General features: G+C 62.6%; 20 protein-coding genes. 14 read left to right on the top strand and 6 right to left on the bottom strand.

Annotated features, from left to right (window positions below; genetic code table 11):
• Positions 1 to 4: 4 nt before the first annotated feature.
• Together RE429_RS27440 and RE429_RS27435 are read left to right on the top strand one after the other, a co-directional pair.
• A complete protein-coding gene (locus RE429_RS27440; protein WP_414474877.1) occupies positions 5 to 1,081 on the top strand; it encodes an ABC transporter ATP-binding protein in 1,077 nt (358 codons plus the stop codon).
• A gap of 153 nt (positions 1,082 to 1,234) precedes the next feature.
• Positions 1,235 to 2,710: a mannitol dehydrogenase family protein gene (locus RE429_RS27435; RefSeq protein ID WP_414474876.1), complete on the top strand. Its 1,476-nt coding sequence runs from the start codon at positions 1,235 to 1,237 to the stop codon at positions 2,708 to 2,710.
• A 55-nt stretch (positions 2,711 to 2,765) separates the two neighbouring features.
• Here RE429_RS27435 and RE429_RS27430 read toward each other — a convergent pair whose 3' ends face one another.
• The 3 genes from RE429_RS27430 to RE429_RS27420 form a co-directional block, all read right to left on the bottom strand.
• On the bottom strand, positions 2,766 to 3,587 hold the full coding sequence (locus tag RE429_RS27430; RefSeq protein WP_414474875.1) for a creatininase family protein: 822 nt from the start codon (positions 3,585 to 3,587) through the stop codon (positions 2,766 to 2,768).
• Between the two features lie 116 nt (positions 3,588 to 3,703).
• Positions 3,704 to 5,311 carry an ABC transporter substrate-binding protein gene (locus tag RE429_RS27425; RefSeq protein WP_414474874.1) on the bottom strand — a complete coding sequence of 536 codons (1,608 nt, stop codon included), beginning with the start codon at positions 5,309 to 5,311 and terminating at the stop codon, positions 3,704 to 3,706.
• A gap of 188 nt (positions 5,312 to 5,499) precedes the next feature.
• Complete coding sequence (locus RE429_RS27420) at positions 5,500 to 6,180, bottom strand: GntR family transcriptional regulator (RefSeq protein ID WP_414474873.1); 681 nt, start codon at positions 6,178 to 6,180, stop codon at positions 5,500 to 5,502.
• Between the two features lie 196 nt (positions 6,181 to 6,376).
• Here RE429_RS27420 and RE429_RS27415 point away from each other — a divergent pair, with 196 nt between their 5' ends.
• From RE429_RS27415 to RE429_RS27360, 12 genes are all read left to right on the top strand, one after another.
• Entirely contained in the window at positions 6,377 to 7,504 is a 1,128-nt protein-coding gene (locus tag RE429_RS27415) for a sugar ABC transporter substrate-binding protein (RefSeq protein WP_414475956.1), read from the top strand.
• 88 nt (positions 7,505 to 7,592) lie between these two features.
• Positions 7,593 to 9,146: a sugar ABC transporter ATP-binding protein gene (locus RE429_RS27410; RefSeq protein WP_414474872.1), complete on the top strand. Its 1,554-nt coding sequence runs from the start codon at positions 7,593 to 7,595 to the stop codon at positions 9,144 to 9,146.
• A gap of 56 nt (positions 9,147 to 9,202) precedes the next feature.
• Positions 9,203 to 11,230, top strand: coding sequence for an ABC transporter permease (locus RE429_RS27405; protein WP_414474871.1), 2,028 nt, complete (start codon positions 9,203 to 9,205; stop codon positions 11,228 to 11,230).
• A 14-nt stretch (positions 11,231 to 11,244) separates the two neighbouring features.
• A complete protein-coding gene (locus RE429_RS27400) occupies positions 11,245 to 12,036 on the top strand; it encodes an SDR family oxidoreductase (RefSeq protein ID WP_414474870.1) in 792 nt (263 codons plus the stop codon).
• Positions 12,037 to 12,073: 37 nt separating this feature from the next.
• Positions 12,074 to 13,021 (top strand): 3-hydroxyacyl-CoA dehydrogenase, encoded by a 948-nt coding sequence (locus RE429_RS27395; protein ID WP_414474869.1) that lies wholly within the window; start codon positions 12,074 to 12,076, stop codon positions 13,019 to 13,021.
• Between the two features lie 30 nt (positions 13,022 to 13,051).
• On the top strand, positions 13,052 to 13,984 hold the full coding sequence (locus RE429_RS27390) for a 3-keto-5-aminohexanoate cleavage protein (RefSeq protein ID WP_414474868.1): 933 nt from the start codon (positions 13,052 to 13,054) through the stop codon (positions 13,982 to 13,984).
• Between the two features lie 27 nt (positions 13,985 to 14,011).
• Positions 14,012 to 14,887: an SMP-30/gluconolactonase/LRE family protein gene (locus RE429_RS27385; RefSeq protein ID WP_414475955.1), complete on the top strand. Its 876-nt coding sequence runs from the start codon at positions 14,012 to 14,014 to the stop codon at positions 14,885 to 14,887.
• 64 nt (positions 14,888 to 14,951) lie between these two features.
• Positions 14,952 to 15,827, top strand: a complete 876-nt coding sequence (locus tag RE429_RS27380) for an SMP-30/gluconolactonase/LRE family protein (RefSeq protein ID WP_414474867.1) — start codon at positions 14,952 to 14,954, stop codon at positions 15,825 to 15,827.
• Between the two features lie 119 nt (positions 15,828 to 15,946).
• Entirely contained in the window at positions 15,947 to 16,918 is a 972-nt protein-coding gene (locus RE429_RS27375; RefSeq protein ID WP_414474866.1) for a substrate-binding domain-containing protein, read from the top strand.
• A gap of 69 nt (positions 16,919 to 16,987) precedes the next feature.
• A complete protein-coding gene (locus tag RE429_RS27370) occupies positions 16,988 to 18,859 on the top strand; it encodes a sugar ABC transporter ATP-binding protein (RefSeq protein ID WP_414474865.1) in 1,872 nt (623 codons plus the stop codon).
• Positions 18,856 to 19,854 (top strand): ABC transporter permease, encoded by a 999-nt coding sequence (locus RE429_RS27365; RefSeq protein ID WP_414474864.1) that lies wholly within the window; start codon positions 18,856 to 18,858, stop codon positions 19,852 to 19,854. The genes RE429_RS27370 and RE429_RS27365 overlap by 4 nt, the downstream gene beginning before the upstream one ends.
• A gap of 34 nt (positions 19,855 to 19,888) precedes the next feature.
• Positions 19,889 to 21,832 (top strand): hypothetical protein, encoded by a 1,944-nt coding sequence (locus RE429_RS27360; RefSeq protein ID WP_414474863.1) that lies wholly within the window; start codon positions 19,889 to 19,891, stop codon positions 21,830 to 21,832.
• 307 nt (positions 21,833 to 22,139) lie between these two features.
• Here the strand turns inward: RE429_RS27360 and RE429_RS27355 are convergent, their stop codons facing one another.
• The 3 genes from RE429_RS27355 to RE429_RS27345 form a co-directional block, all read right to left on the bottom strand.
• Positions 22,140 to 23,342 carry a mandelate racemase/muconate lactonizing enzyme family protein gene (locus RE429_RS27355; RefSeq protein WP_414475954.1) on the bottom strand — a complete coding sequence of 401 codons (1,203 nt, stop codon included), beginning with the start codon at positions 23,340 to 23,342 and terminating at the stop codon, positions 22,140 to 22,142.
• A 118-nt stretch (positions 23,343 to 23,460) separates the two neighbouring features.
• Positions 23,461 to 24,819, bottom strand: coding sequence for a mandelate racemase/muconate lactonizing enzyme family protein (locus RE429_RS27350; RefSeq protein WP_414474862.1), 1,359 nt, complete (start codon positions 24,817 to 24,819; stop codon positions 23,461 to 23,463).
• A 169-nt stretch (positions 24,820 to 24,988) separates the two neighbouring features.
• A complete protein-coding gene (locus RE429_RS27345; RefSeq protein ID WP_414474861.1) occupies positions 24,989 to 26,149 on the bottom strand; it encodes a mandelate racemase/muconate lactonizing enzyme family protein in 1,161 nt (386 codons plus the stop codon).
• Positions 26,150 to 26,177 lie beyond the last annotated feature (28 nt).

Below are 26,177 nucleotides of genomic sequence, written 5' to 3'. Positions count from 1 at the left end.
ATTGATGGCGTCGGTCGAACTCCGTGCAATCCGCAAATGCTACGGCGCTGCCGAAATTGTCCCCAGTATCGATCTGGCGGTCGCCGATGCGGAATTCGTGGCCCTTGTCGGTCCCTCGGGATGCGGCAAGTCAACGCTGCTCCGGATGATCGCGGGCCTTGAGGAGATCACCTCAGGCGATCTCTTCATTGGTGGAGAAAAGGTCAACCGGCTGAATCCGAACGAACGCGATATTGCGATGGTGTTCCAAAACTATGCGCTTTACCCACATATGTCCGTGTTCGACAACATCGCCTTCAATCTTCAACTTGCCGGCCGCCCTAAGGCGGAGATCAAAGAGCGGGTGGGCGAAGCCGCACGGATGCTGGATCTGACGACCCTGCTCGATCGCAGGCCGCATCAACTGTCGGGGGGACAGCGCCAGCGCGTGGCGATGGGGCGCGCCATTGTTCGAAAGCCCGCGGTCTTTCTCTTCGACGAACCGCTGTCGAATCTCGATGCGAAGCTCCGAGTGCAGATGCGCGCGGAGATCAAAGAGTTGCATCAGAAGGTGCGCACCACCTCGATTTACGTCACGCATGATCAGATAGAGGCGATGACCCTCGCAGATCGGGTGGTGGTTCTGAACAAGGGAAAGATCGAGCAGCAGGGCACGCCTCTGGAGCTTTACACGCGGCCCGGGAACACCTTCGTGGCGGGCTTCATCGGCTCACCCGCAATGAATTTCCTTGACGCGGAGATCGCCAACAGCGACTCCGGTCCTGTTGTCCGGCTGCAGGGCGGGGCGGCGTTACCCTTGCCCTTGCCGGGTGCGGGCAATCTCCGTCCCGGGAGCAGGATCATCCTGGGACTGCGTCCCGAACATCTGGAAACGGGCGCGGAAGGCCGTGTTCCTGGCAGAGTTAGGCTGGTCGAGCCGACGGGGGCCCAGACGCATGTGGTGCTCGATCTCGGCGGCTCCACAGTGATGGCCATCGTGGACGGCGAGCGACGCATCGCGGCAGGGGACAGGGTATCCCTGTCCATCACGCCGGAGCGGATGCATATTTTTGAACGTTCCAGCGGCATCAGGCTCAATTGAGACTTACGACCGTACCCTTCCATCGCCATAGAGCATCCGGCGAGCTTCTCTTCGCGGGAGACCAGCCTGTCCCAAGGCTGTGAATTCCGAGCGCCCAGGCACGGCGGATGGCGCGGCTCCGGCCCTCACGACCTTCAAACGAAAGGTACCCTGATGAGCGTAAAGCTCTCCCTCTCAAATCTGGAGAGACTACCGCCGGAGATGACCCGACCTGCCTATGCCAGATCCGGCCTCAAGGCAGGGATCGTGCATTTCGGGCTTGGGAACTTCCACCGGGCGCATCAGGCCGTCTATCTCGACGATCTCTTTAATTCCGGCAGCGACCGTGAATGGGCGATTGTCGGCGCGGGCGTCTTGGATGCCGAGAAGCCTGGCAGACAGCGCCTCAGAGAGCAGGACTGGTTGACCACTGTGGTTGAGCAGGACGCCGGGCATTCGCAGGCGCGGGTCATCGGCTCAATGGTCGATTTCATTGAACCGGGCGATGCGGAGGCCGTGATTGCGAAACTTGCAGACCCGGCCATCCGTATCGTCTCGACGACCATCACCGAAGGTGGCTATTTCATCGATCCCGCAACGCAAAATTTCGATGCCGGCCATCCTGACATCATCGCCGACGCGGCCTGCCCCGATCAACCGAAAACCGTGTTTGGCCTGATCCTCGCCGGTCTGAAAGCGCGGCGGAAGGCCGGGACGCAGCCATTCACGGTCATGTGTTGCGATAACATACCTCACAACGGCCATGTCACCTCAAATGTTCTTGTCGGCTTGGCTGCGCTCTCCGACGGGGAACTCGCGACGTGGATCAAGGCCAACGTTGCGTTCCCGAATTCGATGGTCGATCGCATCACACCTGCCACGACTGATCGTGAACGCGCGGCCGTACGGGACAAGTTCGGAGTCGAGGACAATTGGCCGGTGATGTGCGAGCCATTCCGGCAATGGGTGTTGGAAGACAGATTTTCGAGCGGGCGTCCCGCGCTGGAGACCGTCGGCGTCCAGTTCGTCCCAGATGTTGCGCCGTTTGAGTTGATGAAGATTCGAATTCTCAATGGCGGCCACGCCGCCATTGCCTATCCCGCCGGCTTGCTGGATATCGATTTTGTGCACGAGGCGATGGCTCATCCGTTGATTGGAGGCTATCTCGCCAAGCTCGAAAGACGTGAGATCATACCGGCGGTCCCGCCAGTCCCGGGAACGGATCTGAACGGCTACTTCGCTCTCATCGAGAAGCGCTTTTCCAATCCCTCGATCGGAGACACCATCCGCCGCCTCTGTTTCGACGGCTCGAACCGCCAGCCGAAGTTCATCATTCCAAGCATTGAGGACCGGCTCTCCACGGGTCAGAGTATGGACGGCCTCGCGCTTGTATCTGCGCTCTGGTGCCGCTACTGCTGCGGCGTCTCGGACAGTGGCAAGGTGATCGAGCCCAACGATCCGCACTGGGCTCGGCTGACATCGACGGCGAGACGCTCCAAAGACGATCCCTCGGCGTGGCTTGCGATGAGCGATGTCTATGGGGATGTTGGAACTTCGCCCGTCTTTGCTGCGGCGTTCGCAACAGCCTTGCGTAGTCTTTGGGTGAATGGAACGCTTGCCACACTAAGTGCTTACATTCGCGCTCCATGACCGCTGCAACATCGCTGATTGTGTCACGGCTTCAGCCTGAGGGCCTCCGGTCATGTCATTCGGCCCTTCCGGAGGTGGTTCCCTGCCCCCGGTCCCACTTCCAGACGGGATCCGGCGCCGACCAGAGACGCTCATCGCGCATGCTTTGGGCCAATGCGGTCGCTTGAATCGCGAGAAATCGCTCTCCCTTCTCGCGGGTGGCCGGGCGCGGGTCGCCCCACGTCCCGGTGACCGGGGCCCGCTCCGAGAACGAATAGAAGCGCGAGAAGCCTTGCGGAGCCTCAGCGCGCTTGGGTGCCTGCTGCACGGCCTCGTCGAACTTGTCCGTGCGCACGATGTCGCCAGCGATCGCCAGCATCACCGAGGTCTCACCCTCGCAGGCATGCTTCGGCGTTTCGGATTCGGCTATCGCCGCGATCTCGTCGCGCGCCAGCATCCACGGGGTGGTCGCGACGATGGGCATGGCGAACGTCACCGCGAGCTCCCGCGCGGCGACGGCCAGTGGGTCGATGTTGCCGCCATGGCCGTTGACGATGAGGAGACGCTTGAATCCGAGGGCCTTCAGCGAGCGCACGATGGAGCGGAGAACGCCGTGGTAAGCCTCGTAGTCGAGGCTGATCGTGCCGCCGAAGGGCAGGTGATGCTCGCTCATGCCGAGCCAGAGGCCCGGCAGCACGGCGACAGGGATGTCATCGGCGACCAGCCGTGCCGCCCGGACCGCGGCCGCGCTCGCGCTGGCCGTATCGGTGATCACCGGGAGATGGGGGCCATGCTGCTCGAGCGAGCCTACCGGGAGCACCGCCAATGCGCTTGGACGTGCTGCTATGGCCCTGAGTTCCGGGGCCGTCATTCGGGCCCATTCAACCTCAATCGTCATTGGTCTCTTCCGTCTGTTGGCAATCGTAGCATGGAGCGCGACTGTTCGCGCCGATCCCGTGCGGAACGGTTCGCACGGGCGTTGTTCGCCCAGAGCGTCGGGTCGCACCGCGTGTCCTATTTCCCGAGAGACACGCCATAGAAAGGCTGTCCGCCGAAGAAATGCATCTTGTAGCCGGTGACCTCCTTGCGGACCGGCGTGAAGGCCTGGGCATTGGCGAAGAGGATCGCCGGCGCATCGTCGTGGAAGATCTTCTGGAGTTCGACATAGATCCTGGCGCGCTCGGCCTGGTCGCCGATGGAGTTCGCACGCGTCAGCTTCTCGGAGAATTCCTTGTTGCACCAGCGGGCCCGGTTGCCTCCAGTGGGGACAGCATCACAGCTCCAGCTCAGGGACAGGAGTTGGCTCGGATCCGGGTAGTCCCACGTGCTCCCGCTCATCGCGACCTCGTGCTCGCCCTGACGCGTGCGCTTGAGGTACTCGCCCCATTCGAATGTCATGATCTCGGCCTGGATGCCGACTTTGGCCCAATCCGCCTGGATCAGTTCAGCCGCACGGCGGCCATTCGGCATGTACGCCCTGACCACCGGGATGGCCCACAGCGTTGTCTTGAAGCCATTGGGATACCCGGCCTCCGCAAGAAGCTTCTTGGCTTTCTCGGGATCGTATTCGCGGACCTTGAGGTCGTCGTTATGCCCCCATAGGGTCGGCGGAATGAGGGCTGCGGTCGGCGTGCCGGTGCCCTGGTACACGGCTTGGACGAGAGCCGGGACGTTCGTGGCATAGCTCAGGGCCTCACGGACGCGGCGGTCATCGAACGGCTTCTTCTGGTTGTTGAAGGCCAGGTAACTCATGTCCGCGATCGTGCCGGACTGAACATTCAGGTTGGGATCGGCCTTCATCGAGGCGAGATCGCCGGGGTTGGGATAGCGTGCGATGTGACATTCGCCCGCTTTCACCTTGGCGTAGCGGATGCTGGGATCGGGCGTGATCGCAAAGACGAGATCGCTGACCTGCGCCGTCCGATCAGACAGGCCCGCAGCCCCGCCCCAGTACTGGGGGAAGCGCTTGAAGCGCACGGTGGCGTCCTTCTGATAGGCCACGAGGCTGAAGGGGCCCGTTCCGATCGGGACCTGATCGACCTGATCCGGCGTGCCGGCCTTCTGCATGGTGTCCGCATATTCGGCCGAGAGGATGGACATCGGTTCCACCGAGATCGCGCCCAGCAAGGCAGCCTCGGGCCGCTTGAGCGCGAACCGGACGGTGTAATCGTCAACCTTTTCGACGGACTTCAGGAAGGGCGCGACGAGACCCTCGTAGTACTCGTAACCTCCCCGTCCCACCTTATGGAACGGATGGTGCTCATCCATCATCCGCTGGAACGAGAAAACGACGTCATCGGCATTGAACTCACGCGTCGGCCTGAAGGCCTGGTTCGAATGCCAGGTCACGCCTTTCCGGAGTTTGAAGGTATATGCGAGCCCATCGTCCGAGATAGTCCACGATTCGGCAAGGCCCGGAACGATCTTGGAGCCGCCGCGCTCGACGCTGACGAGCCTGTCGTAAATCTGGGCGGCGACATCGAATGCCGTGTTGGCGGTGGAGAACTGGGGATTCAGAAAATCCGGGCTGGCTTCGGTGCACACCACCAAGGTGTCGGCGGAAGCCATGCCCATCATGGCAACGAGTGCGAAGCTGGCGGCGATCGTGCGACAAAGCATCATGTTCTCCCTGGTGACGGATTCGAATGGATCTTAGCCGCCTGCGGGCAGACGGCAAGGCTGCGGGAGGTCGTACCCATACCCGGATCCGCAACGAGGCGAACACGATCTTCGGACCGGTTCACACCGCAATACCGGCTGCCGCCTTCCACCCTCCATGGCCTTGAGGTGGTGAAGGTGGATTGCCTGCATCATTTCAACATCCTTTCGAGCACTTCGGCGGCGCTCTCGATGTCGCTTCGCATGCCTCGCTCCAGAGCCTCGGGATCATGGGACGTCAAGGCACGCACGATCTCCTTATGCGCGGCATTCGCAACGCCATAGTTTCCTGCCTCGTGAAGCAGGTTGAAAAACGGGCTGATCCGGAGCCAGAGCGTTTCGATGAGGCCCAGAAGCACTTCAGAGCCGGAGGCTGAATAGATCTTGAAGTGGAACTCCCGGTTCCCGTGCAGATACCGCTTCACGTCGCCGTCGGCGATGGCGCTGTCCATCAGGCTCACAAGGTGATCGAGCCGGGCGATATCTTCCGATGTCAAACGGGCGAGAGCCCAGACGGCCGCCAGCGTTTCCACCTCGAGCCGTACGCGCCGCAAGTCGGTCAGGAGGTCCAGCGAGAGTTTCGGAATCCCGATCGAGCGTCCACTGATGACCGTGAGGGCCTTGGCTGTCGTGAGCCGCTGAAGAGCCTCCCGCACCGGCATTGCGCTCACGCCGAAGGCATCGGCCAAGCCTTGGATCGTCACAAGTTGGCCAGGGGCGATCTCCCCGTCGAGGATGAGGTCGCAGACACGCCGGTAAATCTCGTCCTGCAGCGTCCCGCGTTTGACGGGCATCACCGGCAGGGTCAATGGCTTCGCGCCCGTGTCGCTCATTCCTACTCCCTAAGTGGAGCTCGGCTACCCCCATAGTCGCGAGGGGGACCGCGTCAAGCCGGAATAGCTTGTCACATTTTGGATCAATGATCTATGATCAAAAGTAACGGGCCCGAAAGCTAAGGAGGTCCGGCACACGAGGTAACCCGCGGCAATGCCGGGCACCGGGATCGCCGTTCCAGAGGAGGGAGACATGATGCATTTCCCTATCAAGGCTTCGATGGCGGTCTGTATGGCGGTGCTTGCGCTCGGAGCCGCAACGTCCGACCGCGCCTTCGCGGCGGAGAAGAAAAAGCTGTTCCTGTCGATGAGCTACATCGGCAACGACTGGCAAGCCGAGGCCGCGAACATGGTCAAGGCCATGGCGGCTCACAAGGACTTCGTCGACAAGGTCGATCTCCAGGTCCAGGTCGCAGGTCCGAATGCGCAGCGCCAGATCCAACAAATCAATGCGATGGTCCAGCAGGGCGCCCAGGCGATCATCGTCTATCCGATATCTCCAACCGCCCTGAACTCCGCCGTGAAGAACGCCTGCGAGAAAGGCGTGATGATCATTGCGTACGACGCCGAGATCACCGAACCCTGCGCCTACAATGTCGCAATCGACCAGGAGGAGGCCGGGCGCGTGACGGCCGAATGGCTCGCGAAGAAGCTAAACGGCAAGGGCAACATCCTGATGGTCACCGGCGTGCCGGGGACTTCGGTCGATACCCTGCGCACGAAGGCCGCCAAGGAGGTGCTGGCCAAGTATCCGGACATCAAGGTCGTGGCCGAGGCGGTCGGCATGTGGAGCCAGGCGGTGGCCCGGACGGAACTCTCCAAGATCCTTGCCACGCGGAGCTGGGACCAGATCGATGGCCTGTGGATGCAGGTCGGGTGCTATACCGCCAACACGATGCAGATCGAGGCCGGAAAGAAGCCCGACCAGCTGAAGCCCTGCGCCGGCGAAGGATCTAACGGCGGTCGCATTCAGATGCTGCCCGCGAACTCCGAAGTGGAGGGCGCCAACGGCACCTATGCGCCGATGAGTGCGCCGAGGATCTCATACGCTTCGCCTCCTTATGCGGGCGGCTATGCCCTGAAGCTTGCCCTGCAAAAGCTCGAGGGCAAGGAGGTTCCCAAGAAGATCACGCTGCCCCTGCCGCTCGTGACCAACGAGACGATCAAGTACTGCAAGGAAGGCAGCTGGGCGGAGATGAGCCAAGGCTGCAACGCGTTCCCGCCGGCCCTGGTGCCCAATCCAGGCTGGTTCGCCTCGATCTACTCGCCGGAAACGCCCGAGATCGGATTGCAGGCCGCCCTCGTGGGCCAACCGGAGCCTTAACCGACGTCCGGCCGATCTGCAGCCGGCGGTGCGCTCCGGGCGCACCGCCCTCCATTGGGGAGGAGCGCCCCGTTGCCACAGGTGCATCATGTCTGAGACCGCTCCGATGCCGGCGGTCCGCCCGGCAATTTCCATCGAGCACATCCGGAAGGCCTACGGCGCCACGGTGGCGGTCGACGATGTCTCCTTCACGATCGCGGAAGGCAGCGTCCATGCCCTTCTCGGCGAGAACGGAGCCGGCAAATCGACCCTCGTGAAACTGCTGTCGGGGCTCGTCCTCCCGGATGCAGGAGAGTTCCGGATCTTCGGCGAGATGATCCGCCTGGCAACACCGCGCGCCTCCCATCGTCATGGCATCCAGACCGCCTTTCAGGAGATGACCCTCGTCGACGACCTCACCGTTCTCGACAACATGCTTCTGCCGTACGGGCCTGTCGGGCCGTCCGGAATGATCCGCCGACGGAAGGCGCACGAACTCGTCGCGGCCCATTTTGAAACGCTTGGCCTCACTGCCATCCGCCTCGACGAGGAGGTGGGACAACTCGACCTCGCCGTACAACAGAAGATCGAGATCGCACGCGCCATCTTCCGCAGGCCGCGCGTTCTGCTTCTCGACGAGCCCACGTCCACCCTTTCCGGACGTGACGTGGACTGGCTCGGCAACATCATCGCCGATCTCCGGCGCAAGGGCGCCACCATCGTGTTCATTTCTCACCGGCTGCGCGAGGTCCGCGCTTTCTGCGATACCGTGACGGTGCTCCGCAACGGACGCCACATCGCCACCGGATCCATCTCTTCGTTCGATGACGGCGAAGTGATCCGCATGATCGCCGGACGCTCGCTCTCGCATGCCTTCCCCCCGCGGCCCGCGCGCACGCGGCGCTTCGGCCCGGAGGTTCTCGGGGCCGATCACCTTGCCACGACCGGCAAGCTGCGCCAGGCCTCGTTCAGCCTTCGCTCCGGTGAGATCCTGGGCGTCGCCGGCCTGCAGGGCATGGGACAGCTCGATTTCTTCCTGGCCTGCTTCGGCATGGCCGATCTGTCCGGCGGCACCCTGCGGGTGGATGCCAAGCCGATCGCTCTCGCCTCGCCAGCCGACGCCGTGAAGGCCAATATCGGCATCAGCCTCGTGCCCGAGGATCGCAAGACGGAGGCCCTGTTTCTCAAGCTCACCGGCAAGCACAACGCCTCTCTGCCGGTGATAGATCGCTTCGTCCGCGGCGTCCTGATCGATCGCAAAGCCGAGACGGAGGCTGTGTCGCGCGTCTTCCAGCAGGTCGCGGTGGATGGCCGGGCTCTGTGGACGCGCGCGAGCGCCTTCTCGGGAGGCAACCAGCAGAAGATCGCGATCGCCAAGTGGCTTATCGCCGAGAGCCGCATCCTTCTGCTGTTCGATCCCACGCGCGGGATCGACGTCGGCACCAAGAACGAACTGTACCGTCTCATTCGGGCCTATGCCGATGCCGGCGGGGCGGTGCTGTTCCACTCGACGGAGATCCCCGAACTCGTCCATCTCTCGGACCGGGTCATCGTCTTCTACGGTGGCCGGGTGGCGGCCGAGATCGCGGGGGACCGCCTCACCGAAGAGGAAATCCTGCGCGCTGCGCTCGGCACGGAGGATCAACCGGAGAAAGCGGCGTGAGCTCGGTATCCGAAACATCACGGTTTCCTCCGGCTTCATCGGCCGCCTCGCTGAGCATGCCGCGGAGCATCGCGCGGTCCCGCGGGCTACTGATCGCGATTGCCGTATTCCTTGTGCTGCTGGCAGCCGTATCCAGTATCGGGTCCGTGAGCCTGTCCTATTACGATCTCTCCCAAATGGCCACGAGCGGCGCGACCCTCGCGCTCGCCGCCATCGGCCAGACGATCGTGGTCCTGTCGGGCGGGTTCGATCTGTCTGCGGGCGCGGTGATCTCGCTCGTCAACGCGGTGCTGGCGACGTTCTTTCAGGATGCGGCCACTTCGCCCTCGCTCATCATCGCAGTCGGCGTCGGAATCGGCCTGATCTCGGGGGCATTCAATGGCTTCTTTGTCGCCGTGCTGCAGATGCAGCCGATCGTGGTCACCCTCTCGACCATGTTCATCGTCCAGGGCATCACACTCCTGATCATGGAGAAGCCAGGCGGCATGGTTTCCCCGGGCCTGAGCGATTTCCTGATGGGGGATGCCGTTCCGAACGCCTTGCCGAAACCGATCCTGCTCATTCTGATCGTGCTGGCGCTTTGGGCATGGCTGAAGCGTACTCGTTTCGGGACGGCCATCTACGCAATCGGCAGCGACTTGGACTCGGCTCGCGCGGCCGGCGTATCGACGCGCTTCGTCCAGTTTGCGGTCTACGTCATCGGCGGCGGATGCTATGGGCTCGCGGGAGCCTTCATCAGTGCCCAGACCGGATCGGGCGATCCGCTTGTCGGCAATCCGATGCTCCTGCAGATGTTTGCTGCCGTCGTCGTGGGCGGGACCGTACTCGGGGGCGGACGAGGCGGTCCGCTGGGAACCGTGTTCGGCGCATTCATCCTGATGATGGTCGTCAACATCCTCCTGGTCCTCAATGTCTCGGCCTATTATTCGACGGTTGCCGAGGGGATGATCCTGATCCTGGCCGTGCTCGCCGGGTCCCTCGGCCGCACGTCGCGACTGACCAAGCATATCCGGCTCCTCATCCTCCGGATCCAGGCCCGCCGGCGGAACCTGTTGCCGGAACAGCGCAGCCATCGGCCACAGGTCCTGCGCCTTCCCGACGCTGGATCCACCGCAGAGCGGACACCAACGGAGATGCCGGGGTTTTTCGTTCGCAACCGCGAGACCCTGCGCTTCGCGCTTCCGGCTTACATCTGCTTCGTCGTCGTGGTTCTGGTGACGCAGTTCACCCTCGGCCATGCGCTGACAAGTTGGTCCTACTTCAATTCGCTGATCGTTCTCTCGTCCTTCCTGACCGTGCTGGCGCTCGGGCAGGGGGCCGTGATCCTCACCGGCGGGCTCGACCTATCGCTGCCCTGGACCATCGGTTTATGCGGCATCCTCCTTGCCGGGCTCGTGAAGGGATCCGATGCGGCTCTCATTTACGCCCTGCCAGCGGTCCTGGCGATCGGGATCACGGTCGGCTTCGTCAACGGTGCCGGGATCGTCTTTCTCGGGATCTCTCCGATCGTGATGACGCTGGCCGTCAACGGCATCCTGCAGGGCGCGGCGCTGGTCTATTCCAATGGAACGCCGGCCGGCTTCTCCTCTCCTCTGCTTCGCCGGCTCATGACGGACCGGGAGTTCTTCGTCACCCCGGTGGTGCTCTTCGTGGTCCTGTTCGTCGTGATCGCCGTGATGCTCCTGGGGCGAACCGTCTTCGGACGCCGGATCTATGCCGTCGGCAACGGCGAACGCGTGGCCGCCCTGTCGGGAGTGCCCGTGGAGCGGACATTGATCGGCGTCTACATGCTGTCCGGCCTGTGCTCCGCCATCGTTGGCGTCCTGCTGACGGGTTTTTCCGGTCAGGCCAGCCTCGGCATGGGTGACGAATACCTTCTGCCGTCCATCGCTGTCGTGGTCATCGGCGGTGCGCTCATCACCGGTGGCCGGGGCCATTATCTCGGCATGTTCGGCGGCGTACTCCTGCTGACGAGCCTGCAAACTCTTCTGGCCGGAACAACCCTGCCGTATGCCACCCGAGCCATCCTCTTCGGCTTGGTCGTTCTCGCCGCCGTGATGGCGTTGCGTGAACGGCGGGCCTGACACCGGAGCGTCCCATGCCGCAAGCTCCCGACACCTTCGCCATCCAGCCCGGGCTCCGGGTTCTCGTCACGGCGGGTGCATCCGGCATCGGCCGCGCGATCAGCGAGCTCCTGATCGTCCACGGAGCCAGGGTGCACATATGCGATGTGTCCGACACCCTTCTGGAGGACTTCAGGGCGGCGCATCCCCAAGCCGGGGCAACCACAGCCGACGTCTCGTCGGAAGCCGATGTCGAGCACCTGTTCACCGATCTCAAGGCCGCTCTTGGCGGCCTCGACGCCCTGATCAATAACGCCGGCATCGCCGGGCCGACGGGAGGCGTCGAGCATATCGCGCCCGCCGAGTGGCGCCGCACGCTCGACGTCTGCCTCACCGGTCAGTTCCTGTGCGCGCACCATGCCGTGCCCCTGATCAGAGCCGCCGGAGGAGGAGCGATCATCAACCTGTCCTCGGCGGCTGGACGGTTCGGCTACGCGTTCCGCACGCCTTACTCGGCAGCCAAGTGGGGCGTGATCGGATTCACCCAGAGCCTTGCCAAGGAGCTCGGCCCCGCGAACATCCGCGTCAACGCGATCCTTCCCGGCATCGTCGAGGGGCCGCGCATGGAGGGCGTCATCGAGGCCCGCGCGAAGCAAACCGGCGTCGGCTATGCCGAGATGGAGAAGACCTATCTCGAGCGCATCTCGCTGCGCCGGATGGTCACGGCCGGCGACGTGGCCTCCACGGTGGCCTTCCTCCTTTCGGCCGCGGGGCGGAACATCTCGGGTCAATCGCTTGGAGTCGACGGCAACGTCGAGAGCCTCTGATGCGGGGAGGCAGGCCGAAAAGTCGAGGGAGCTTACCATGAGCAGGGTCGCCATCATCGGATCGGGGTTCATCGGGCGGGCATGGGCCATCAGCTATGCCCGTGCCGGCCACGACGTTGTCCTATGGGACGAGGAACGGGACGCACCCGGCAAGGCTTTGGCCTATATCGAGACGATCCTGCCCGACCTGGAGGCGAACGATCTCCTGGAGGGAGCGTCCGCGACCGATGTGCGGGCGCGCATGCAGTCCGTCGCAACCCTGGACGAGGCTGTCGCAGGCGCGGCGCATGTCCAAGAGAACACGCCGGAGGACGTCGAGATCAAGCGCAACGTCTTCGGCCGCCTCGACGCGGCCGCGGGCCCCGACACGGTATTGGCGAGTTCGACTTCGGCGATCCTGCCCTCGGCCTTCACGATGGATCTGAAGGGGCGTGCGCGCTGCCTCGTCGTGCATCCGATCAATCCGCCCTACCTGATCCCGGCTGCAGAAATTGTCCCGGCGCCCTGGACGGATCCGGCCGTGGTGGAGCGCACAGCAGCGTTTCTGCGCGCCGCCGGACATTCGCCGATCGTGATGAAGCGCGAAATCGACGGCTTCGTCATGAACCGCATGCAAGGCGCGCTGCTGGAGGAGGCTTTCCGGCTCGTCGCCGAGGGCTATGCCAGCGTCGAAGACATCGACATCGGCCTGCGCGAAGGCCTCGCGCTCCGTTGGTCGTTCATCGGGCCGTTCGAAACGATCGACCTCAATGCACCAGGGGGCATCCGCGATTATGCCGAGCGATACCAGCAGATCTACGCCCGCATTTTCCCGAGTGCCCAATGGCGTGCCGATTGGACCGGTCCGGTCATGGAAGACATCGAGGCGGAGCGGCGTCGACAGTTGCCGGCAGACAGGTTGGCCGAGCGGCAGAACTGGCGCGATCGCAGGCTGATCGCATTGGCGGCCCACAAGCGTCGCGCCGACAGAGAGATCGGGCGCTGAACCCGAAACCCGCAGAGGAGGCGAGACGCCATGGTGTCGAACAGGAAGGTCATCATCACATGCGCCGTGACCGGCGCGATTCACACTCCTTCGATGTCGCCGCACCTGCCGGTTACACCCGAGGAGATTGCCGACGCCGCCATCGGCGCGGCAGAGGCGGGGGCAGCCATCGTGCATCTGCACGCGCGCGACCCTCGGACCGGCAAGCCCGATCAGACGCCGGACGCATTCGCCCGCTTTCTGCCGCGCATCAAGCAGGCCACGAATGCCGTCATCAATCTCACGACGGGCGGGGCGCCCTATATGACTGTGCAGGAACGTGTGAAGCCCGCCGAGGCCTTCAGGCCCGAAGTCGCCTCGCTCAACATGGGCTCGATGAACTTTGGCCTGTTCCCCATGCTGAACCGGTTCAAGACGTTCCAGCACGACTGGGAAAAGCAGGCTCTGGAAAATTCGAGGGACCTGATCTTCCGCAATACCTTCAAAGATATCGAGTTCGTCCTGCAGACCTTGAGCGGCGGCGGCACGCGGTTCGAGTTCGAATGCTACGATACCGGCCACCTCTATAACCTCGCTCACTTTCTCGAGCGCGGCCTCGTCCAGCCACCGCTCTTCGTTCAGACCGTGTTCGGCATCCTGGGAGGAATCGGGACGCATCCGGAGGACGTCATGCACATGAAGCGAACCGCCGACCGGCTGTTCGGCGACCGGTACACATGGTCGGTGCTGGGCGCCGGCCGCAGCCAGCTCCCGATTGCCGCGCAGGCGGCCGCCATGGGAGGCAACGTGCGCGTGGGGCTGGAGGATTCCCTTTGGGCCGGCCCGGGACGATTGGCTCAATCGAGTGCCGAGCAAGTGAGGGCCGTCCGGCAGATCATCGAGGGTCTCGGCCTGTCCGTGGCCACTCCCGACGAAGCCCGTGAGATTTTGCACCTTAAGGGAGGCGACAAGGTCGCCTTCTAGTCGGAACGGGAAAGGACCGCCGGCATGCTGCGCATCGAGCTTCTCATCGACGCCCGCGCGGAACTCGGGGAGGGCCCCCTGTGGGACACGACCGAACAGCGACTCTACTGGATCGACAGCTTGGGCGCGAAGGTCCATTCCTGCGACGCTCAAGGCGGCCTGCCGCGCTCCTGGAAGGTTCCGGAGCACATCGGCTCCCTTGCCCTGTGCGAGAGCGGCGGAGCCGTCGTGGCGCTGCGCGACGGATTCTACCGCCTGGATTTCGAGACCGGCGCCTGCCGCAAGCTCGCCGACCCCGATCCGGGCAAGCCTCGGATCCGAATGAACGACGGCAAGGTCGACCGCCAAGGCCGCTTCGTTGCGGGCTACATGGATTACGATGAGAGCGATCCGGTCTGTTCCGTCTTCCGGCTCGATCCGGATGGCTCGGTTGCAAGGATCGACGAGGGCATCGTGTGCTCGAACGGGCCGTGCTGGAGCCCCGACGGACGCACGTTCTACTTCGCGGACACCTACACGAGGGACATCTGGGCTTACGACTACGACCCGGCTACCGGTGTCGCGACGGGCCGGCGGATCTTCTGCTCTTTTCCGGCCTGCGGGCTGAGAGGACTTCCGGACGGCGCCACCGTGGATGCCGAGGGCTTCGTGTGGAGCGTTTCCGTCTATGAGGGCAAGCTCGCCCGCTTTGCGCCCGATGGCAGACTCGATCGCGTGGTCGGCCTCCCGGTCGAGAGCGCCACCAGCCTGACCTTCGGAGGGCCGGATCTCGACATCGCCTACGTCACGTCAATGGCCCGCTCCGTGAAGGGCGTCGCCCCCAAGGAGCGCGAGGCAGGCGGATTGTTTGCCGTGCATGGGCTCGGGGTTCACGGCCTGCCCGAACCGCGGTTCAAGGGCTGACCGGTGCGGAGGCCCCGGCGCCGCCGGGACACGACAGGACAAGACAAGGGAGGAGAAGGGACACATGCGTATCGAGGTGCTGATCGACGTCAAGACGATCCTCGGCGAGGGACCCCTGTGGGACGTCGATGAAGAAAGACTCTATTTCATCGACAGTTTCGGCTGCAGCGTGTTCCGCTGTACGGCGGACGGAGGCGAGGTGCGGGCCTGGGATGTGCCCGCCAAGATCGGGTCGATGGCCTTGCGAAAGCAGGGTGGCGCGGTCATTTCGCTCGCGAACGGCTTCCATTTCCTCGATTTCAAAACGGGCGAAACAGAGCTGATCGTCGATCCGGAGCCGGGCAAGCCCGGCAACCGCATCAACGACGGCAAGGTGGACAAGCGCGGACGTTTCGTTGCGGGCTCCATGGACACCATGGAGGAAGGGCCGAATGGCGCCCTCTACCGTCTCGATCCGGATCTCTCTTTGCACAAGCTCGACGACGGCATTGTCGTGTCCAACGGACCATGCTGGAGCCCGGACGGGCGGATCTTCTATTTCGCCGATACATGGTCGGGCGAGATCTGGGCCTACGATTATGACAACGAGACCGGCGCCGTATCCAATCGGCGGACCTTCACCACGGTCGACACCTCGCGTGGAGGCGCAGCCGATGGCTCCACTGTCGACGGGGAGGGTTTCCTCTGGAATGCCCAGGTCTATGACGGCAAGGTCGTACGCTATACGCCGGATGGGAGAGTCGACCGGGTCATCGACATGCCGGTCAAGAAGGTGACGAGCGTGATGTTCGGCGGACCGGACCTCGACATCCTCTTCGTCACGTCCATGGCCAAGCCGCCATTGCCGCGCTTCCCCGGGGACGGTGTTCAACGCGGCAGCCTTTTCGCCATCTATGATCTCGGCATCCGCGGAGTGCCGGAGCCGCGTTTCGCAGGGTGACCCATGGCGGCATCTCGTTTTCGGCATCCGGACCAGACAGACAAGCCGGATCAGTGGACCAATCCCGCATGTCCCGGCGGGAAGGGCACGGCCATCAAGGGACGTCGGAGGAATCCATCATGATGACACACGCGCTGAGATGCATCGGTGCGGCTGTACTCGCCGCTGGGATCGCTGTCGCATCCATCGGGTCTGCGGCCGCCAAGGACATCGTCTACCTAACTCCCGGGCTCGACCTGCCGTTCTGGCGCTATCTATCCAAGGGCGTCGAGGCCGAGGCCAAGAAGGAGGGCTACGGGTTCCAGGCCCTCGACAGCCGGAACAATGCCCAGACACAGCTCAAGAATGCTCAGGACTCGATTGCCCGCGGCGTCGCCGGAATCGTGATCTCCCCGACCGACTCCTCCACGGCACCGGCGGTGCTCGAGTTGGCCCAAAAGGCGAATATTCCCGTCGTGATCGCCGATATCGGGACCAATGGCGGCGAGTATGTTTCGTTCATCATCTCCGATAACCGCGAAGGCGCCTACAATACCGGGAAGGCTCTCGTCGAGGCCATGAAGGAGAAAGGGTGGGGCGACGGCACGGTCGGCCTCATCACGATTTCTCTCGCACGAAACAACGGCAAGCTCCGTACCGAGGGTTTCCGGCAGGCTCTGACGGAGGGAGGTTTGAAGGAGGGCGGCCTTCAGCAGATGCAGTCGTATACGGCTGACGAAACCTTCAAGTTCACGCAGGACATGCTGACCGCCAACCCCAACATGCGTGGCATGTTCATTCAGACCGATACGCCGACATTGGGCGCCTTGCGCGCCATCAAGGCATCGCGGCGGGACGGCCAGATTGCCGTTGCCGCCTTCGACGGCGTTCCGGAGTTCGTGGACCTGATCAAGAAGGGCGAGATTGTCGCTTCGGGCATGCAGCAGCCCTATTTGATGGGTGTGCGCTCGGGAGACGCTCTGTTCAAGCATCTCAAGGGTGAGAAACCTGAAAAGCAGATCCTCGTCCCGATTGTCGTCGTGACGGACAAGAACATCGATCAGATGTTGCCGACCATTCGAGAGACGGTGTTCGCAAACGAGGTGAAGTAGTTCCGCGCACCATGCTGACGTCGGGAGAGCCCGACGTCAGCATGGTCGCGCCTGAAGGTAGGGTCCCGAATGTCTTCTGTCCTTGAGGTTCATTCCGTCGAGAAGACCTTCGACCGCACGCGCGCCTTACGCGGGGCGGAGTTTTCTCTCATCTCCGGCGAAATTCACGGCCTTCTCGGGGCTAACGGAGCCGGAAAATCCACCTTGTCCAAGGTCATTTCGGGCCACATCAGGCCGGATAGCGGACAGATTTCCTGGAGAGGAGCCCTCCTGAAGCATACGTCTCCCCGCGAGGCCCTCGACGCAGGCATCGCCATGGTCATGCAGGAGACGTCGCTGGCCCCCCATCTTTCGGTTCTCGAGAACATCTTTCTTCCGGAGCTCGGGCGCCCAGGGCCGCTGTCCTTCCGGCGCATGCGGCATCGGGCCCGAGAGGTTCTCACCAGCCTTGGCGTCGCAGACACTCTGCCGCTCGAACGCGATGTGGAGTCGCTTTCGGTCGCACAGCGCCAGCTCGTCGAGATCGCCAAAGCGCTGGCGCTCAATGCCGACCTCATCATCTTCGACGAGCCGACCACATCCTTGAGCCCGCTCGAGGTCGAGCGCCTCTTCGACATCATGACGAAGCTCCGAGATCAGGGGAGAGCGCTCGTCTTCGTATCCCACCGGCTCGAGGAGGTCTTCGCGATCACCGATCGGGTCACGGTCATGCGGGAGGGTCGCACCATATCCAAGGGCATTCCGACCACATCGCTGACACAGACCGAGTTGATCCGGCTCATGGTCGGCCAGGAGCTGGGGGCCGTGTATGAGGCCAAGACGCCCGCGACGATCGTAGGCCAGGATCCCGTCCTTGCGGTACGCAACCTCGCCTCCTCGCCCCACGTCCGCAATGTTTCATTCGCGGTGCATCCTGGCGAGGTGTTGGGGCTCGGCGGTCTTGTCGGGGCCGGGAGGTCCGAAACTCTCGAGGCGATCTTCGGCCTGAGGCCCCGGCAAGGGGGCGAGCTTGTGCTCGATGGGCAGCGCTTCGATCCTCGGCGCCCTTCCGACGCAGTTCGCGCGGGAGTCGGCTTCGTCGCAGAGGACCGGCGCGTTCAAGGGATCGTTCCGGATTTCTCCGTGAAGGAAAACCTCCTGCTCGGTCATCTGGGCGCGCATCGCGGTTTTGGATTGGGCTATGGGGCAAGGAGCAAGGAGATCGACGCGCTCCTCCGGCGACTGGATCTTCCGGGGGAACGGCTGCTTGACGCCAATATGCTCGCCTTCTCCGGAGGCATGCAGCAGAAGATCATTATCGGCCGCTGGCTTCTCCTCAGGCCCAAGCTGCTCCTGCTGGACGAGCCCACGAAAGGGGTTGATATCGGCACCCGTGCGTCCATCTATGCCATCCTTCGCGAGATTGCCGCCGACGGTGTCGGAATCGTGGTCGTCTCTTCAGACTTTGATGAGCTTCTCGGGCTCTGCAGCCGCATTGTCGTTATGAGCGACGGCACAAGCCGTGTGACGCTTCCGTCCGAGATCCTGGACGAGGAGAAGCTCACGCTTCTTACAGCGCCGCGCACGTCCATGGAGCGGATGGGACAGATGCTGCGCGAACTCGCGCACGAGGTGGGCGGCGCCGGGTTTTGGGCCTTGCTGGATGGCGACCGGATCTGCTGCCTGGATGCCGTCGTCGCTCATCCGAATGCGGATCCCGGCTTTCGAGCCGGTGGCATGCCACTCATCCCGGATTGTCCGGTCCGGACGGCGCTGGTCCGACCGAGCGGTGACTTTGTGAAAGAGCCGGACGGATCGCGGCAAACTCTCGTCGTTCCCGTGAGGAGCCAGCGGGGCCATGACATGGGGCTGATCGGCGTTACGCTTGATGGCCGTGCCCCCACGCCGGACGCTGAAGCCATCCGTTCGCGTGTGCAAGCCGTTTTTGCGAGCCAGACATGATCGAGACCTCCGATACCGCTCCCGTGGTCAAGTCGAATGCCAGCCCCCCGATCTCATGGGCGCGCAGGCTGACCGGAACGCTTGAGATCAGAATGGGCCTGCTGGCGCTCATCCTCGCCCTGATTCTGTCGCTTCTGTCGCCCTATTTCCTGACGACCAACAACCTCCTGAACCTGCTCGATCAGTCCGTCGTCATGGGAATCGTCGCGATCGGCATGACTTTCGTGATTCTGACCGGCGGTATCGATCTGTCGGTCGGATCTGTCGCCGGCCTGACGGGTGTGGTGCTGGGGTTGGCTTTGCAGCAATTCCCCATTCCGATCGCAATCGTGCTCGCGATCCTGTCCGGAGCCGGGATCGGTCTGCTCTCCGGTGTCTTCATTGGCCAGTTCGGCCTTGCCGCCTTCGTTGTAACGCTTGGTATGATGGCAATCGCGCGCAGCCTGGCGTACATCTTCTCCGGCGCGACATCGATCACGAATCTGCCCTCGAACCTGAGCGACATCGTATACGCCAGCTTTCTGGGGCTGCCGGCCAACGTCCTCGCTTTGCTGACGCTCTATATGGTCGCCTGGGGCTACCTGACCTACACGAAAGGCGGCCGGACGATATACGCGATCGGCTCGAACCGCGAGGCGGCGCGCACGGCCGGGTTGAACGTGGTGCTCTACAACATCGTCCCCTATGTCGTATCGGGGGCGCTTGCGGCCGTGGCCACCATATTCTCCGCCGCTCAGATCATGTCGATTGACCCGCTTGCTGGCACGGGCCTCGAACTCGATGCGATCGCGGCGGTCGTCATCGGGGGAGCAAGCTTATTCGGTGGACGCGGATCGCTCGTCGGCACGCTCATCGGTGTGTTCATCATGGTGATGATCCGCAACGGGCTCAACCTGCTGGGGGTCTCGCCGTTCTGGCAGGGTTCCGCTGTCGGCGGGGTCATCATCGCGGCCGTGCTCATCGAGCGGATCGTCAGCAGACGGGCAGGCCGGTGAGGGTGTGTCATACGATCATCGAGGGAGGAAAGTCATGGCTGCACCGACACGGGAGATCATGCTTTTCGGGACCGAGGAGCCCGTCACGCCGCCCGTCATTCTGGAGGCGGGGCCGCTCAGGGCGGAACTGGAGGAGGGGAATCTCCGCTACGTTCGTTTCCACGGACGGGAGATGTTGCGTGCGATCTCTTTCATCGTTCGTGACAGGAACTGGGGAACCTACAGGCCTGCGATCTCGAACCTCGAGATCAGGAGACATGCCGATGCGTTCGAGGTGACCTACGATGCCGTTGCGGGCGATGAGCAGCAGACGTTCCATTATTCAGCGACCATAACCGGCCGGGCTGATGGAAACCTGGCGTTCGAAGCCGACGGAGAAGCCGTCACGGACTTTCTCACCAACCGGACGGGATTCGTGGTGCTCCACCCCATCGAGGGTGTCGCCGGCGAGGCCTGTACAATCGAGCATGTTGACGGGCGAAAGGTGGAGACGCGGTTCCCGGATCTGATCGATCCGGTACAGCCGATGATGGATCTTCGTGCACTGACACACGAGTTCGCCCCGGGATTCAAGGTCACCTGCCGCATGGAAGGCGATACCTTCGAGATGGAGGATCAACGCAACTGGACCGATGCGTCCTACAAGACCTATGTCCGGCCGCTTGCCTTGCCTTGGCCCTATACGTTCAAGAAGGGCGAACGCGTCGAGCAGCGGGTGACCCTGGCTGTTGCGTCGTCCGCTCATGCCAAGGTCCCGCCATGGGGGGAGGGCGTAAAGCTGTCCCTCGGGCAGGTCGACCTGGCACTGCCGCCTCTCGGTCTTGCTCTCGATCCGAAGGACCTGGACGAAACGATACAGGCGCTTGGCCCTCTTCGGGAGGCTCGCCCGAACCAGATCGTCATCGCGTACGATCCGGGGCTGGGACATGATGCGTCGACCCTGGAGCGAGCGGTCGATGTCGCTCGGCAGATCGGAGCCGAGCTTTGGCTGGAGGCCGTCGTTCGCAGCCTTGATCATTTCGGGCAGGAGGTGCGCGACCTCGGGCAGATCGTCCAAGATCTCTCGGCGCCCTTTGCGACGCTTCTGATTTCCCCTGCTCCCGATTTGAAGTGCACGCTGCCCGGTAGCCCGTGGCCACCATGCCCTCCATTGAAGGATCTCTATGAAGCTGCGCGGCAGGCATTTCCGGGCGTGCGGCTCGGTGGCGGCATGTTTTCGTTCTTTACCGAGCTCAACCGGAAGCGTCCTCCGGTGGAATTCCTCGATTTGGTCACCTTCACCACCTCATCGATCTTCCATGCGGGGGATGATCGCTCGACGACGGAGGGACTGGAGTCGCTGGCGGCGATGGCCAGGACGGTGCGATCGTTCATCAAGGATCGGCCATATCACGTCGGGCCGAGCGCCATCGGTATGCGTGCGAACCCCTATGGCGAGATGCCGACCCCTAACCCGAACAATATTCGCCAAGCCGGCAATGGAATGGATCCGCGGCAACGGGGCCTGCTCGCGGCCGCTTGGCTGGTCGGCTACTACGCACATTTTGCCCGTGGCGGTGCGTCCGCGATCACAATCGGTGGAGGGGCCGGGGACTTCGGGCTGGTTCATACAAGAGGTCGATATGCCAAGCCATGGTTTGACGAGCATGGTGGCCTGTACCCGGCATTCCATGCCTTCAAGGGCTTGTCCGCCTTGAACGGATCTCCGGCCTTGGATGTTCAGTCATCGATAACGCGTGATGTTCAATCGATAGGAGCGGTCGTCGAGGGGAGGGCTCAGATCTGGATTGCCAATCTGACGGGGATGGTACGGGATGTCGAAGTTCCCATGGAGACGTTGAAACGAGTCTCCATCCTTGATGAGAGCAGTTTCGTTGCCATGTCCCGGAGTTCAAATGCTCTCGACGCGAACGAGGCCGATCTGATCAGCCGCGAATTAAGGCTTGGACCCTATGCGGTGGCCCGGCTACGGGAGTGATCACGGCATTATTGAGGCGCCACTTGCCCTTCAGGGCCAGCAAAATCAAAATCAAGACCCGCTGGTTCCGACACGCCGGCGCCGTTCGATGCGGCCGCAAGCCCGCCTGATCTCGACTCTGTCCCGTACCTCACCAGCGCATCGTGCGAAACAGTGGACCCGGTTATTCGCCAGAACGATGCATTCTTTCCAAGACGGGAGCATCGGATCGATCCCAAATGTGCACGTCCACTTTTCACGCCCGATGCTCTAATCTCCCAACCGCTCGGAATCGAGCAACGGCAACACGGTTGAACAGGGGTCAGAACTAGTCGAAGAAGCCGGCATCTTCATCTTTCAGATAGCGCCTGGCGGCTTGAGCGTCGATGTCGAGACCGAGACCTGGTCCGGGTAGCAGATCGATCATCGAATCATTGACGATGCGGCCTGTCGGGAGTCCCACGATGATGTCGTGCCACCACGGATCTGACGCTGTAGGATACTCGAAGGCGATGTAGTTGGCGGGCAGAGAGGCGCACACATTGATCAACGCGCCCAACCCCAGGAGGCCGTTGGCCGTGCCATGGGGCGCCATGAGGATCGAATGCATGTAGGCGTGCTCGGCGACCCATTTGAGTTCTGCGATTCCGCCGACGTCGGCCGGATCGGGTCCGATAATGCGTACCGCCTGTGTCTCGATGAGCTCCTTGAAGTTGTGCCGAAGATAGATCTGCTCGCCGGTATGAATCGGCGTCGACGTCGACAGGGTCAGTTCGCGATAGGCCTGCGGATTGACCCATGGCACGTAATCGCCGGTGAGCATGTCCTCGAGCCAGGCGATGTTGTATTTCTCGACCGCTCGCGCGAACTTGATCGCATCGGGCAACATCCAGCCTGGGCCGCAATCGAGCGCCAAGCTGACTTTGTCGCCAAGAACCTCCTTCATCGCGATGACGCAATCGAGCATGTGGTTGAAACCATGCTCGCTGACCACGCCCTGGTCCATTGCGCCGTGGTAGCCCGAGCGCGTCTGGCGCACGCCATAATGAAAGTCCTCGACTGTATCCTTCATGTTGGAGTGGAAGCTGATGCCCTGTTTCACCAGAAAGAAGTTTTCGGGGAGTTCGGCCATCCACTTCACATCAGCGGCATAGTCCTCCGGGCGGTCGCCCGTCCGCTTCCTGCGCATGTTGCCGTTGTAGCAACGAACCTTGTCGCGCACCTTGCCGCCGAGCAGCTTGTAGGTCGGGACGTTCGCCGCCTTGCCCGCGATGTCCCAGAGCGCATGCTCAATGGCGCTGACGGCCGCGCCGTAGGGCTTGAACGAGCCACGCTGACGAATCTTCAGCATCACGCGCTCGACGTCGGTCGGATCCTCGCCGATCAACGCATCGCGAAAATGCATCACCCAGGGCTTGATGTAGCCCTTGGTGTATTCCACTTCGCCGAGCCCGTGGATTCCTTCGTCGGTGGTGATGCGGACGATCGGGTGCTTGCCAATGACGGCGCAGCGCAAATCGGTGATCTTCATGGCCAAGGCCTCTTTGTATGGCGGATGAGCGGAGTACGATGGCCGGGTGCGGTCTCGACGACCGGCGCTAGGCGCCGTTGCGATGCCAGAAGGCGCGCCAGCCATTCGAATGGCGGCGTTAGCTCCAGGTGCGATCCCAGGAATATTCGTAATCCCACTGGTCCGTCGATTGCCAGATGCCGGCGACGCCCGGCTGCAGATGCTGAACGATGACCTCGTCAACGACGTCATCGATGCCGAGGCCCGGCTTATCAGGGACATCGATGAAGCCGTTCATCACCAGGGGTTTGGGGAGGCCCGTCACGATGTCATCCCACCAAGGCACATCGACCGAGTGATACTCAAGCGCCATGAAGTTTTCGGTGGCGACGGCGACATGTGCCGCAGCCATCGCGGCAATGGGGCTTTCGGCCATGTGGATCGCCATGGCGACGCCATACTCCTGCGCCATGTCGCCGATCTTTTTGGTTTCCAGAATGCCGCCCGACGTGAGCAGGTCAGGGTGGATGATCGAGATCCCGGCCTCGAGCAACGGCTCGAAACTCTCTTTCAGATAGATATCTTCGCCCGTGCAAATCGGAACCGATGTCGCCGCCTGCAGATGCCGATACTGTTCCGTGTATTGCCATGGAATGACGTCCTCCAGCCAAGCCGGAACATATTTTTCGATGCGGTTGGCGAGCCTGATGCCGTTTTGCAGCGAGATGTGCCCAACGTGGTCAATGGCGAGCGGGATGTCCGGGCCGATGACGTCGCGGACCTCGCAAATGTATTGTTCCAGATAATCCAAACCTTTGTCCGTAAAGTGGAGACCGGTGAAAGGATGGCGCACATTCTGCGAGTCATAGGCGGCATTGCGCCGTCGGCGCTCCTCCGGCGTGCGCGCATTGCCATGCGCCGCACGCGAGCGGAAGCCTTCGAGGGTGCCGGCCGGCGCCACTACGGCGCCCGGTAGGTCGGCGATCTGCATCAGCCCGAGATCCATCTTGAGGAACGTGAAGCCGAGGTCCATGCGCTCTTTGAGGCGGAGGCCGGTCGCTGTGCCACTGGGTTGCTCCGCATCGGTGTCGCAATACATGCGTACCTTGTCACGGAACCTGCCGCCCAGCATCTGATAGATCGGCACGCCATAGGCCTTCCCGGCAAGATCCCATAAAGCGATTTCGACAGCCGAGACACCGCCGCCCTGCCTCCCGTGCCAACCAAACTGCTTGATGCGACGGAACAAACGGTCGATGTCGCAGGGGTTCTCGCCGAGCAGTCGGCTCTTCAGCATCAGCGCATAGGTCGCACTCGCACCATCGCGCACCTCGCCAAGTCCGACGAGGCCCTGATTGGTATATATTTTGACCAGTACGGAGGCGAAGGGAGCGCCGACGATCTCAGCCACGCGCATATCGGTGATGCGGAGCTCCGACGGCTTGGAGAACGGATTGACTCGATTCAGCGCCTCGTCAGCGCTATCCAGCTTCGACATGACGGCACTCTCCCTGTCGCCGACTATCGGTCCGCGCGCTTGAACGCGGCCGCTTCGCCGGCTCGTGTTTGTGGGTTGCAGGCGTTACTCACTCTCGACCGCTCCGTCGCTTGCGCACTGGGAACTTGACGGTTCCGGCGCCGGCACGACGGACTTCGCGCATCGTGCCTCAATCGACGACGTTGGCCTCGAGGTACTCGCGGTTCATCTCGATGCCGAGACCTGGTGCTGGGTTGAGCTTGAGGCTGCCGTTGGAATTGTCGAGCGGTACGCTGATGAGAGGATCATATTTGGAGAGGTTCCATTCCGACGTCTCGAGCTTGTAGAAGTTTGGCACCGTCATCATCACCTGGGCGCCGGCCACGACATTGATCGGCCCGGCAGCATCATGAGGCGAGACCGGGATGTAATAAGCCTCGCACAGCGCCGAGATTTTTTTCAGCTCGGTAATGCCACCGGTCCAGGTCACGTCGGGCATGATGTAGTCGGCCAGCTTATTCTCGAGGATGGGGACGAAGTCCCACTTCGTATGTCCACGCTCGCCCCAGGAGATTGGCACGTTGACCTTCTCGCGCACCTGCTTGAGGGCGTTGACGCTTTCCGGCGGGCACGGTTCCTCGAACCAATCGATGTTTCCGGCCTCTTCGAGGGACCGGCAGAGCCGGATCGCAGTCGGCACATCGAAGCGGCCATGGGCGTCGATCAGGATTTCGATATGGCGTCCGGCTGTTTCGCGGATCAGCGCTGTCAACTCAGCGGCCTCGTACTCGTCCGGGCGCGTCATGCCGCCGTCGAGGTAGCCGTCGCTCTGCTCGCGCGCGACGCCATCCGCATGCGGGCCCTGCGGAGGAAACGGATCGAACTTGAGCGCGGTATGTCCCGACCTCACAATCGCCTGGATCTCGGCGACGACGGCTTCCTTGCTCGTGAACTTGCGTTGATCGGGATGGGTGTAGAGCGCAATCTCGTCGCGCACGGGTCCCCCGAGAAGCTCGTATATGGGTTTTCCAAGTGCCTTTCCCCGGATGTCCCAGAGGGCGATGTCAATGGCGCTGAGGCACTCCACCGCGGCGCCGCGGCTACCCATGTAGGTGAAGCTGCGAAAGAGCTTGTGCCAGAGGCGTTCAATATGCGCGGGATCCTGGCCGACCAGTGTCGAACCGATCTGCCGCAGCATCGCCGTCAGCGCACGGTTTGCTATCTTCGTTGTCGTGGTGATCTCGCCCCAGCCGGTGATCCCCTCATCCGTGCTGACTTCAACGAACAGGAACTCGCCCCAGTAGGAGGCGGCCGACTTGATAAGCCACGGTCTGACGTTTGTAATCTTCATGTGCTCCGCTTTCCTGTGAAATCGAGAA

Source organism: Microvirga sp. M2, assembly GCF_047497095.1.
Classification (GTDB): domain Bacteria; phylum Pseudomonadota; class Alphaproteobacteria; order Rhizobiales; family Beijerinckiaceae; genus Microvirga.
The sequence above is the reverse complement of the archived record's forward strand: the minus strand, read 5'-3'. Positions and strand labels throughout refer to the sequence as shown.